The sequence below is a fragment of the Leisingera sp. ANG-Vp genome, assembly GCF_000813725.1.
In the GTDB taxonomy this organism is placed as follows: domain Bacteria; phylum Pseudomonadota; class Alphaproteobacteria; order Rhodobacterales; family Rhodobacteraceae; genus Leisingera.
Map to the genome: position 1 here is coordinate 1 of NZ_JWLD01000075.1, position 11,638 is coordinate 11,638.

General features: G+C 58.9%; 10 protein-coding genes, 5 pseudogenes and 1 other annotated feature. Of the genes and pseudogenes, 9 read left to right on the forward strand and 6 right to left on the reverse strand.

All coding sequences use genetic code 11. The features are described from left to right. The 6 genes and pseudogenes from RA20_RS20955 to RA20_RS26250 all read left to right on the forward strand — a co-directional run. Window positions 1-604: aminomethyltransferase family protein (locus RA20_RS20955; RefSeq protein WP_039133332.1), on the forward strand; the 604-nt coding region annotated here is incomplete at its 5' end. A gap of 1 nt (window position 605) precedes the next feature. Further along, the gene (locus RA20_RS20960) at window positions 606-1,151 is read left to right on the forward strand and encodes a hypothetical protein (protein WP_039133335.1); all 546 of its coding nucleotides are present in this window, start codon (window positions 606-608) and stop codon (window positions 1,149-1,151) included. Then, window positions 1,148-2,116 (forward strand): D-2-hydroxyacid dehydrogenase, encoded by a 969-nt coding sequence (locus tag RA20_RS20965; protein ID WP_039133338.1) that lies wholly within the window; start codon window positions 1,148-1,150, stop codon window positions 2,114-2,116. Before RA20_RS20960 ends, RA20_RS20965 begins: the two co-directional genes overlap by 4 nt. A 4-nt stretch (window positions 2,117-2,120) precedes the next feature. Next, a complete protein-coding gene (locus RA20_RS20970; RefSeq protein WP_039133341.1) occupies window positions 2,121-3,659 on the forward strand; it encodes a trimethylamine methyltransferase family protein in 1,539 nt (512 codons plus the stop codon). Window positions 3,660-4,082: 423 nt separating this feature from the next. Continuing rightward, the gene (locus tag RA20_RS20975) at window positions 4,083-4,745 is read left to right on the forward strand and encodes an IS110 family transposase (protein WP_052249116.1); all 663 of its coding nucleotides are present in this window, start codon (window positions 4,083-4,085) and stop codon (window positions 4,743-4,745) included. Further along, window positions 4,724-5,155 (forward strand): annotated as a pseudogene (locus RA20_RS26250) (DDE-type integrase/transposase/recombinase); the annotation flags it as partial. The gene RA20_RS20975 and the pseudogene RA20_RS26250, both read left to right, overlap by 22 nt. 38 nt (window positions 5,156-5,193) lie before the next feature. Here RA20_RS26250 and RA20_RS25175 read toward each other — a convergent pair. Continuing rightward, a pseudogene (locus RA20_RS25175) lies at window positions 5,194-6,331 on the reverse strand (IS3 family transposase). Beyond that, window positions 5,934-6,050: a sequence feature (AL1L pseudoknot), on the reverse strand. It overlaps the preceding pseudogene by 117 nt. A 55-nt stretch (window positions 6,332-6,386) precedes the next feature. Between RA20_RS25175 and RA20_RS25180 the strand changes: the two are divergent. Both RA20_RS25180 and RA20_RS20995 read left to right on the forward strand, forming a co-directional pair. After that, window positions 6,387-6,587: pseudogene (locus RA20_RS25180) on the forward strand (integrase core domain-containing protein); the annotation flags it as partial. Window positions 6,588-7,089: 502 nt separating this feature from the next. Then, the gene (locus RA20_RS20995; RefSeq protein WP_039133347.1) at window positions 7,090-7,971 is read left to right on the forward strand and encodes a LysR substrate-binding domain-containing protein; all 882 of its coding nucleotides are present in this window, start codon (window positions 7,090-7,092) and stop codon (window positions 7,969-7,971) included. Window positions 7,972-8,120: 149 nt separating this feature from the next. Here the strand turns inward: RA20_RS20995 and RA20_RS25185 are convergent. From RA20_RS25185 to RA20_RS25585, 5 genes and pseudogenes are all read right to left on the reverse strand, one after another. Then, window positions 8,121-9,246, reverse strand: a pseudogene (locus RA20_RS25185) (IS3 family transposase). Between the two features lie 17 nt (window positions 9,247-9,263). After that, window positions 9,264-9,527, reverse strand: coding sequence for a DUF1971 domain-containing protein (locus RA20_RS21010; protein WP_039133353.1), 264 nt, complete (start codon window positions 9,525-9,527; stop codon window positions 9,264-9,266). Next, window positions 9,528-10,265 carry a DUF2189 domain-containing protein gene (locus RA20_RS21015; protein WP_039133356.1) on the reverse strand — a complete coding sequence of 246 codons (738 nt, stop codon included), beginning with the start codon at window positions 10,263-10,265 and terminating at the stop codon, window positions 9,528-9,530. Window positions 10,266-10,358: 93 nt separating this feature from the next. Next, window positions 10,359-10,778: a group III truncated hemoglobin gene (locus RA20_RS21020; protein WP_039133358.1), complete on the reverse strand. Its 420-nt coding sequence runs from the start codon at window positions 10,776-10,778 to the stop codon at window positions 10,359-10,361. Between the two features lie 419 nt (window positions 10,779-11,197). Beyond that, a pseudogene (locus RA20_RS25585) lies at window positions 11,198-11,323 on the reverse strand (IS3-like element IS1133 family transposase); the annotation flags it as partial. 124 nt (window positions 11,324-11,447) lie between these two features. On the opposite strand from RA20_RS25585, the gene RA20_RS21025 reads away from it, so the two are divergent. After that, the coding region (locus RA20_RS21025) for an N-6 DNA methylase (protein ID WP_039133361.1) at window positions 11,448-11,638 on the forward strand (191 nt) is incomplete at its 3' end.

Sequence of the window (11,638 nt, forward strand, 5' to 3'; positions counted from 1 at the left end):
TCTCGACGGGCGCGAGGGCAGCGTGGCGGGTGTCCCCGTCCGCGCCATGCGGATCGGCTTCACCGGCGAGCTGAGCTACGAGCTGCACTGCCCCTCCACCTATGCCAAAACCCTATGGGATGCGGTGCTGGAGGCGGGCAAAGCCCACGGAGTGCGCCCCTACGGCCTGGAGGCCAGCCGGATCCTGCGCCTTGAAAAAGGCCACATCCTGATCGGCCAGGACACCGACGCGCTGACCTCCCCGGATGAGCTGGGCTTTGGCTGGGCGGTTTCCAAGACCAAGCCGTTCTTTGTCGGCAAACGCGCCATCGAGATGCGCCGCAACAAGGGACTGCCGCGCAAGCTGGTGGGGCTGACCTTCGGCGGAGCTGATGTGCCGGGCGAAAGCTGCCTGGTGCTGAAGGATGATGTGCCCGTGGGCCATGTGACCTCGGTCCTGTGGTCACCGACGCTGAACACCCATATCGCGCTGGCCTACGTGCATGGCGACGACGCGGCTGAAGGCACGCCCGTCACGGTGAAATGCCGCAATGGCACCCGGGTGACGACGCCGGTGCGCGGCCACGCCTTCTTTGACCCTGACAACAAGCGGCAGGAGCTTTGACATGCGCATCTACCCGCTAGACCCGCAAGGTGCCGCTAAAGGCGTACCGCTGATCACCGGCCCCGTCACCTTAAGCGACGACAGCCGCACACCGCGCTTCGGCCTCAAGGGCCGCGGCACCGTCAGCTTCCTGCAGGCGCAGGGTTATGAGGTCCCGGAAGTAAACCGCATCGCAACCGGCGTGCTGCGCCTTGGCCGTGAGGAAGCCGTGGTGCTGAACCACACCGATGATTTGCGCAGCCGCTGGGATGCCGCCGCAGCGCCAAAAGGCTATTATTCATGGCGTGAGGAAACCTGGGCGATGATGCACCTGTCGGGCCCGTGTTTGTTCGACCTGATGGCCAAGATCTGCCCGGTGAACCTTAACCAAGGCGCATTCGGTCACGGCGAGATCGCCCAGACCCGCGTCGGCTATGTTGAAGCCATTACTTGGCGGGACGACCGCGGCGCTCCCGGCTTCTCGGTGCTGTTCGACATCGCCGCCACCGCCTTTTTCGCTAACGCAGTAGCCACTGCTGCAGGCGAGTTTCAAAAGGGAACCGCATGATGAAATCCCCTGTCATCATCCTCCACACCGACAATCCTGCACCTGCGGCACGGGTGCTGGCAAATGGCCATCCGGATCTGCAAATCCACACATGCGATACCTACGAGGGCCTGCCCGCGATGGTCGCGGAAACCGGTGCCGAGGTGGTTTACTCCGTCCGATTTAACGGCACGCCGGCCTTCCCGCGCCAAGCTCTGCTGGACGCGGAAACTGTCAAATGGGTCTCTGTCGGCGGTTCCGGCACCGACCACATGAACCCCTGGAACCCAGCGGCCTTGACTGTGACCAACTCGGCCGGTGTCGCCGCCGACATGATGGCGCAATATGCGCTAGGGGCAATGTTTCACTTCAGCCTCGGCCTGCCCGCGTTCCGCGCGGCACAAGAGCGGCGCGAGTGGCTGTCGGCCCAAGTGGAACCGATTGACGGGAAAACCGTGCTGATCATCGGCCTCGGCAAGACCGGCGAGGCAGTGGCAGCGCGCTCCAAGGCCCTGGGCCTTAACACCATAGGCGTCCGTGCCCGGCCGAAAGACACGCCCAACGTCGATGAGGTATACAGCATGGAGGCCCTGCCCGGTCTCTGGGGCCGCGCCGATTTCATCGTGACTTGCGTGCCGCTCCTGGACAGCACCCGCGACATCGTAGGTCCGGAGGCCTTCGCTGCAATGAAAGACACCGCAGTGATTATCGACGTTTCCCGCGGCGGGGTGATCGACGAGGCAGCCCTGCTGGCCGCACTCGACGAAGGCCGCATCCGCGGCGCGGCGCTGGATGTCTTCACTGTCGAGCCGCTGCCCGCGGAACACCCGCTGTGGGCTTATGAAAACGTGATCATCACCCCGCATTGCTCCTCGGTCTACCAGGGTTGGGACCTGAAATCGGTGGAGATGTTCTCGGAAAACCTGATGCGCTACCGCAAGGGCGAAGCGCTGAGCAATATCGTCAATCCTGAAAGGGGATACTGAAGTCATGGCACGTGAACGGCGCAGCGGCGGACGCCGCGGAAAATCCACCCGTTCCGGCGGCAGCATCGAACAGCTGCCTTGGACCCAGGTGAAAAACACCTACCCGGCGTATGAATTACTGTATCCTGAACAGATGGATCAGCTGCACGCCACCTCGATGCGGATCCTGTCAGAGGCCGGCATCCGGGTGATGGGCGACAATGTCATGGACATTTTTGAGGCCGCAGGCGCCATCGTCGACCGGGACAGCAAGACCATCCGCATGGATGAAAGCCTCGTCATGGAGGCGCTGAAGACGGTGCCGCGCACCTTTACCCTGACCGCGCGCAACCGGGCCAAGCAGATCACCATGGGCGGCAACAACGTGAACTTCGGCCTGGTCGCCGGCCCCCCGAATGTGCACGACTGCATCAACGGCCGCCGCCAGGGCAACCTCACCGACTATCAGAACTTCATCAAGCTGGCGCATCACTTCAACGCCATCCACCTGATCGGCAACCAGGTTACCGCCCCGCTGGAACTGCCGGCCAACAACCGCCATCTGGACACCTATCTGGCCAATCTGACCTTTTCGGACCTGTCGTTCCACTGCACCGCCATCGGCCGCGGCCGCGCGATTGACGGCATCAACATGATGGCGATTACCCGCGGTCAGAAACCTGAGGAGATGAACAGAGACCCGGGCGTGATCACCATCATCTCAGTCAACTCGCCGCGGCTGTTCGACGACGCCATGGGCGACGGGCTGATTGCCATGGCCGAGCACGGGCAGCCGGTCTCGGTTACGCCCTTTACCCTGATGGGCGCGATGACACCGGTGACCCTGCCTGCCGCATTGGCACAACAGAACGCCGAGGCACTGTTCGGTGTGGTGCTGACCCAGCTTGTCAATCCGGGAACGCCAGTGATGTACGGGTCGTTTACCTCGAATGTGGACATGCGTTCCGGTGCGCCCGCGTTCGGAACGCCTGAAAATGCCAAGGCCAATATCGTCGGCGGCCAGCTGGCGCGGCGCTACGGCATCCCCTACCGGACCTCTAATGCCAATGCTTCTAACGCGGTTGACCTGCAGGCAGCCTATGAGACCATGATGGCAAGCTGGGGCGCGGTCCTGGGCGGTGCCAATATCGTCTACCACGCGGCCGGCTGGCTGGAAGGCGGTCTGACCGCGTCTTATGAAAAGTTCATCATGGACGTGGAAATCATCCAGAACATGATCGAATTCCTGAAACCGATGAAATTCGACGAGGATGAGCTGGGCTTTGACGCGATCCAGTCAGTGCCCACCGGCGGCCACTTCTTTGGCGCCGAGCACACAATGGCGCGCTACGAGACCGCGTTCTACAAGCCGATGCTGTCGGATTGGCAGAACTACGAGAACTGGGAAGCGGCGGGCGCCAAGGACGCGCTGCAGCGGGCCACGGGCCTCTGGCAGCAGGCGCTGCAGGACTACGAAGAACCCGCAATGGACCCGGCCATCAAGGAGGAACTGGAGGCCTATGTGGCCAAAAGGAAGGAAGAGATCGGTTCAAATGAACCTTAAAAGGGCGGGAGCGAGGGGCCAGCCCCTCGCGCTCTTAGAGTTAATACACGAAAAGCAGGTTGATTCAGTTGGCACTACTTTCAACTGACGTGCTCCCCCTCAAAGTCCTCGCTTTGTGGTTAGCCTGTTCTCCAACTGATGTGATCCCCAACGTGCCCTCGGCCGTTGTTAGAATTTCCGCAATTCCATCAGGTTCACGGGCTGGTGTCGTGAAGTGATTTCATCAGGTCTGCCGGGACCTTATTCCCCATAGCCCCGTGCGGGCGTTCTTCATTGTAGATCCTATGCAGGTTCTCCGCGGGAGCCGATTGCACGATCGTCTAAGGAGTTCAAACCGAGGAGGATCGATATGCAGACCCAAAACCATGACTCGCGTAGTGCTTCGGCCGACTGCCATGTGGCGCTGGAACTCAGCCTCAGCAAATGGCTGCTCGGCGCCTCCTGCCGGGGCAGGAGAAGGTGCTCACCGTGACCGTCTCGGGTGGCGACGCGGACGGACTCCTCGCAGCGCTCGCCGGTATTGCCGACAAGGCGGCCGGCAGGAGGTATCTGAGCGTCCGGCCGCGGGTGTGCTTTGAAGCCGGCTACGACGGGTTCTGGCTGCCGCGGTTTCTGACCGATCGCGGGATCGACGTGACGGTGCTGGATGCGTCGAGCTTTCTCGTGCCTCGCCGTGGCCGGAGGGTTAAGACCGACCGGATCGACGTCGAGGTGATGGTCTTCACGCTGAAGGCGTTCCTTCTCGGCGACAAGTCAGTCTGCCGCGCCATGCGCGTACCGAGCCCGGAAGAGGAGGATGCGAAGCGGGTCTCCCGGGAACGCGTGCAACTGGTCAAGCAGCGCACACGCAATGTCAATCGCATCCGTGGACTCCTGAACCTGCACGGGATCCGCAGAGTGCAGGGGCTTCACGGCGGCGACTGGCGGGCTTGGCTCGACAGGGTCAGGACAGGTGACGGTCGACCCCTCGGCAGCCATCTCCTGGGGGAACTTGGGCGGCAGTTCGAGCGTCTCCACTTGGTGATCGCACAACTGAGAGCGCCGGGCACAGAACGCGCGGCAATCGCCGAACAGCCTGGTATGTGAACCACAAGCGCCTGTACCGCCTGTATTGCGAAGAAGGTTTGTCGATCCGCACCCGGAGCCCGAAACAGCGCCGGGCCTGCCGGTACAGATCCGGCCGCTCTGAGGCGGATGGCATGAATGACGTCTGGGCGATGGACTTTATGTAGGACCGCTTGTTCGATGGGAATCCATTCCGGATCTTGACCATTGTGGACTGCTTTACGAGAGAGGCTCTCGCGACGGCCGCGAGGACAAACTTCCGCGCTTATCAGGTCATCGGCGAGGTGGACCGGCTGGCGCGGATCAGGGGCAAACCGCTCAGCATTCGCGTTGACAATGGCCCGGAGTTTGCAGGGCGGCGGCTGTACCAGTGGGCTTATCTGAACAAGGTCGAGCTGGACTTCTCAAAGCCGGGAAAGCCAACAGGTAATGAACCGCACCGGGTTTGCCGGAGGCTGATTTCAGTTAGTTACGCGGCAATGTCCTCAGTCTCCAGAGCGGCGTAGAAATTGGCCTCTGCTTCTGTCGGCGGGATGTTCCCAATAGGCTAAAGCAGACGGCGGTTGTTGAACCAGTCCACCCATTCGAGCGTTGCGTATTCCACGGCTTCGAAATTGCGCCATGGGCCGCGGCGGTGGATGACCTCAGCCTTTCTGTGTATTTGATCGAAAGGTATTGGCTACCGCGGTCGGAGTGATGAACAAACCCCATGGCATTTGTTGGGCGCCGCTCGTGAACAGCCTGCTCCAGAGTATCGAAAACAAACCCGGCATGCGCCGAGGTGCTGACACGCCATCCGACAATCTTGCGGGCATAGGCGTCAATGACAAAGGCGACATAGTCAAACCCTTTCCAGGTGGCGACATAGGTGAAATCGCTGACCCAGAGCATGTTTGGAGCAGGCACACGGAATTGCCGGTTCACTTTATCCAGAGGGCATGGAGCCTTCTTGTCGGGCACAGTCGTCTGGTGCGGCTTGCCCCGGATGATACCTTGAATGCCCATGCCCCTCATCAGCCGGGCGATCGTACAGCGGGCAACAGTGAAACCCTCCCGCTGCAATTGCCGCCAGATCTTCCGCACGCCATAGACCCGCCAGTTCTCTTCGAAAACACGCAGGATCTCGGGCCGCAATGCTGCGTCACGCCAGGCACGGTCCGACAACCGGGCCGGATCGGCCCGCTGCGCCAGATGCTCATAATACGTGGAAGGGGCAATCGGCAGGACAGTGCAGATCGGCTCGACCCCATGCTCCGCGCGATGAATGTCGATAAATGACACCATCACTTCGACCGGCGGTCGAGCTCCGCCATCGCAAAATACGCCGATGCCTTGCGGAGGATCTCGTTCGCCTGGCGCAGCTCGCGGTTCTCCCGCTCAAGCGCCTTCATCTTGTCGGCGACATCGGTGGGAACACCCGCCCGCTTGCCGCTGTCGACTTCCGCCTTCTTGACCCACTCGTTCAGCGTGTGCGCCGAACAGCCGATCTTTACGGAAATCGACATGATCGACTGCCAGCGGGAGCTGTGCTGGCCCTGGTTGTCCAGAACCAGCCGCACCCCACGCTCGCGGACCTCAGGAGAATATTTGTTTGTTGTCTTGCTCATTGTGGCTTCATCCTACTCAGGAGTTGAAGCCTCCGGCAAACTCGGTGCGGTTCATAATGCCCATATCGAAGCCTTCAACAGCCGGCCGCGCCAGGAATGCCTCAATGCATCATGGTTCCTGTCCATGGATGATCCCCGCACACGGATCAACGATTGGAAAGCTGACTACAACGAAACCAGGCCGCATTCTTCTCTCGGAAACTTGACGCCGAGCGTATATGCGGCCCAATTGAAGAAAGCCCGAAAGGTCGCATGAAGCCCGGACCAGAAATGGGGTGAGCTCCACTCTGCGGAAAACTCTAATCAAAAACAGAGGCGTTTTCGGGGATCACATCACAGCGTTGGGGGCAAGCCCAGTTGGAGAACAGGCTAACCTTAAAGCGAGGACTTCGAGAGGGAGCACGTCAAAGGTTAACTCATCAAATAGCGTAAGAAAGAACGTCACCCGAAAGATTCAACGAAAAGCGGTGAGAGCTACACAGCCGTTGTCAAATTTCATCCTTTGCCAGCTTCAAAGTAAAAAATATCTTGAGGGGCACACTGCTTATTGAAGAAGCTTAGAGCGCGCACTCGCGTCTAAGAAAATTCAATCCGATAGCAACACCTAGATTATAAACGAAAATTTGGAAAGTCAACGGAACACGGTTGAAAGAACGTGACTTGCAAAATTTTTCCAAGGCCATTGACTAACTATCTTTTGCTCCCAGCCGCCCAGTAACTCAATAAAACTTAGCTGTGACTTTACTGGAGCGTACGCAGTGAAACCTATTCCGCACCTGAATCACATACGGTCATTCGAAGCTGTGGCTAGGCATCTCAGCTTTACCTTGGCTGCAAAAGAACTCAACTATACACGGTCTGCAGTCAGCAATCATGTTCGGAGTTTGGAAGGCTTCATCGGCAGGCCACTATTCACTCGGAAGCCACACGGCCTTGCCTTAACCAACATTGGTGAAGCTTTTTTACCGACCATCCAGAGTTCACTAGTGCAAATTGACACTGCCGCCGAAACAATAATTAGCTCAAGGCACGGGAAACGGGTGTCCATTTCATGCCCGATGAGCCTTGCAGAAAATTGGCTAGCTGATTGTATCAATGCTTTCCAGAAACGTCATTCGGACATCGGCATATCCGTTCATGGTACCATTTGGGAAGACATTGAACAAAGCGTTGCTGATATCAGGATTACAATCAACAACTCGGATATGGCTCCATCAGGGGCTCGAAAGATGTGGCCAGAAGAGATGACAGTCGTTTGCGCCCCTAACTACCGTGTTCAAGGCAGAAGGCTGATGTCTGGGAATGATCTATTGGAGGCAGATCTCATTCACATTATTGGTCGGCCCGACTACTGGTGCAAGATCGCCGACCAATTTAACCTTGGCAATTTCCCCCTAGATACCGCATTGCAAACAAACGCCTCAAACATTGCACTGGAACTTTCAACTAGGGGTCTAGGTTGTTGCGCCTTGCCAAAGTCACTCGTGCAAACTTATGTCGAAAGAGACCTTTTAATCGAACCCATTGATATGGAAATAGAGTGTCCTTGGGCCTATTTTATTTCTGACTTTGATGCCACAATGAGCAGACCGGCGAAGATACTCTATGAGTGGATCAATTCCTACATAATTAGTAGATAGGTTCGAGGCATCACGGAAGTCGGCCAAGTGCGAACGAAGCTGTTCGTTTTTTCCTTGTGACAGCGTTTGACGATTGCGTCCTCGATAGTGCGGTTCATGCATTCAACCTGGGCGCTGGATGGCCTGATCTGACTGGTCCAGTTTGATTGTTAGTGCATCACTGGCCTCATTTCCATCGGGATGATTGTTTCAGGAGCCGGGGGCCTGTAGCCCAATGAACTGTGGGGTCGTTTTGTGTTGTAGTGTTTTCTCCAGCCTTCGATGATGATTTGTGCCTCCCTCACCGAATAGAATATCTCGCGATTGAGCAGTTCGTCCCGCATCCGGGCGTTGAAGCTCTCAACGTACCCGTTCTCCCAAGGGCTTCCGGGTTCGATGAAGGCGGTCTTTGCCCGGACAGCCTCAATCCAGGCCCGCACGTTATTGGCAACAAACTCCGGCCCGTTGTCGCTCCGAACGAATGCTGGCGTCCCGCGCAGGATGAACAGATCCGTCAGGGCATCAATCACGTCGGTCGAGTTGAGTTTCCGCTTCACTCGGATCGCCAAGCATTCACGGCTGAACTCATCCAAGATGTTCAGAGTGCGGAACGCTTTCCCATCGTCGGTTCGGCAATGCACGAAATCATACGACCAAACATGGTTGCGATACTCAGGCCGCAACCGGATGCATGACCCATCGTTCAGCCAAAGCCTGCCTTTCTTCGGTTGTTTCAGCGGCACCTTCAGCCCCTCCCGTCGCCACAGCCGCTCGATCCGGCCGTCACTGACCTGCCAACCTGAAGCTCGCAGCAGTACGGCAACGCGCCGGTAGCCGTAGCTGCCGAATTGCCTGGCCAGCTCGGTCATGTCGGCAACCAGCCGTTCCTCGTCTTCCCGGCCCCTTGGACGATGCCGCTGCGTCGAGCGATGCTGCCCGAGCACGCGGCAGATACGACGCTCTGATACCTTCATCTCGCTACGGATCAACTCAATGCAGGCTCGGCGACGAGCGGGGCTCAGAAGTTTCCCCGTGCGGCCTCCTTCAGGATGAGTTTGTCCAGGGTCAGGTCCGACACGGCCTTTCTCAGCCGCTCGTTCTCCTTCTGAAGCCGTTTGAGTTCTTTCAGTTGGTCGGTTCCCATTCCGCCATACTGTTTGCGCCAGCGGTGTAAGTCTGCTCAGTGATGCGCACTTCGCGGATCGCATCCACGCGCTGCATCCCCTGGCCGACAAGCACATCAACCTGCCGCAGCTTCTGAACTATTTCCTCCGGCTTGTGCCGCTTGTTCGCCATTCTCAGTCCTCCGTTTCCTAAACATAACGGTGGGCCAATTCAGATGGGGCACTCCAGACCGAATGCACCTCCTGCGGGGCAAACACGGCCGTTCCGCCTGCCTCAACGATCACCTCTGCCTTGTCTTCGCGCCGGAACCGCAGCCGGCCGCTTTGCACCGCCAGCTGGCCCCAGACGCCTGCCTTGGTGCTGTGATCCTTGCGCAGTTTCTCCGGCAGAGTGTCCTGCGTGAACCGCGAGGTGGCGTAATGCACCGCGCCTTTTGGAAGAGCCTCAGACATTCATGCATCTCCATGGAACAGATCCGCGTAGGCATGCCAGGTGGCATAGCCAAGCAGCGGAAAGACAATCGCAAGCCCCAGCAATCCGGTCAGAATGCCCAGGGCGGTCAGGAAGGTGATGGCCGCGCCCCACCAGACGCAGAGCCAGAAGTTATGGGTGGCGGCGTTGAAGCTCAGCCCCATGGCTGAAAAGCCGTCGATTTTGCGGTCCACCAGCATCGGCAATGAGAAGGCCGAGACCGCAAAGCCAAGCGCGGCAAACAGCCCGCCGGTAAGCGAACCCGCCACCATAAGCACCCAGCCTGCTTGCGTGCTGAGCAGCAATTGCAGCGTTTCGGTGAAACCGGCAAAGGGGCGCAGCCCGTAGACGATGGCAAACAGCACCGTGGCCGCCCGGATCCAGGTCAGGGCAAAGACCATCAGGATGGCCCCCACCAGCGCGATCTGCCCTTTCGAGGCCACCTCCCGCTTGCCGCGGGCCACCGCGTAAAGACCGACAGTGGCCACCGGCCCCACCAGCACGCCGCCGGCCAGCAGCGGAAGCAGCATCCAGGCCATGCCGCTGGCGTTCAGGAACCAGATTGTTCCCCAGCCTGCCAGCACCAGCCCGATACCGTATCCCAGTGAAAACCCAGGGTTCGCACGCAGATCCCGCCATCCGGCGATCAGCCAGCGCTGCACCACCTGCCCTGGATCCCCTTGGATCACCCGTGCTTTGGAATAGACGCCTGCAGTCATTTTCGTCTCTCCTTATGGCCGTGCCGGACAGAATGATGGTTTATATCTTAACACACCGGGGCAGACGCCTGCCGGCAGCCGCCCGTAAATTGCTTACGCCAGGACGGGCGGCGCCCCTTCGGGCCTGCGGAAATTCTCGATCCCGTAGGACAGCCCGTTGCCGATGCGGTCGGCAAGGCTTGCAAAGGCAGCAGCTGCTTCCGGCTTCAGCTCGCGGTTTGCAGTGTCCCGGAACAACTCCAGCCACAGCGGGAAATGCTCCGGCTTGACCGCGGCGTTGGCCAGGTGGATCTGCATCGGATTGCCTGCGTACCCCGGCTCGCGCAGGATTGCGCCGCGCCAGAAGGCTTCGATCTTGGCCTCATGCGCCGGCCAATCCGTTATAGCCGCGCCGAACACCGGCCCCAGCACCTCATGCGCGCGGATTCTTGCATAGAAGCGGGCAACCAGGCGGCTGATTTCTGCTGCGGTGATTTCGAACATCTGAGGCCGTTGCGGCTGCACATCTGCCATGGGAATCGCTCCAAACATGTTTGTCACAGGCATATTTGATATAATACGCATTCTCTAGTCCTATTTAAAGCCACCTAAATTCCAAGAGTGAGAAGGGTCGAAAAGCGGCTCCGACCACGTCAGCATTGGGCTGCGAGCAGTCCAGTACGCTCGAGGCATCCAGGGCGGGCTGAGATGGCGGCAAGGGCCTCAAAGCGCAGGTAGTCTACGCAACGGATACAAGTATGGCCTTTAGCAACTGTATTTCTCAGGTGGCTTGAGGGGGCCATTTCTGTCGCGCTTTGAAGAGTGCGCTTGCGTTTGCATCGAGCTTTCGGGCGACCGCAGTGATGATGGCTTTGTGCGGTTTTCCGGCGGATCGAAGGCGTTCTGCGTAGGTTTTGGACCCACCGCGCTTTTGTGCCGCCCCAAGTGCTCGTTTAGGCCTCTTTCCGTTCGAAGGCGACCAGGCTTTTCCAGCCCAGTGCTGAGCGCTGTCGGCGCGGGTTGTAGAAGCCATTGATGTATTGGAAGGTGGCGATTTCAGTGTCTCGGCGTAACCTCCACAGCCGTAATGAACCGCGAGATGTTTGGCGTGACTTACAGCACAACTAACCCAAACTCGACCCGATGCCCGCGATGGTCGGAGCGACGCCGTCGCCTCCCGCCGCATTCAAGCGGCAAAACCAATTGGGGGATGGCACGAACGGGGCGCCGGACCATATCGGGAAAATCGTTTCGACCTACCAATTCCGGAAGGAAGAGGACCGCTATTCCAAGCGTGTGAGCAAGGAGTGTATTGCCGATGAAGGCCGCAATCTCAACATCTCTCGATACATCAGCACTGCGGTTCCGGAAGAGGAGAACAAGCCGACCAAAGG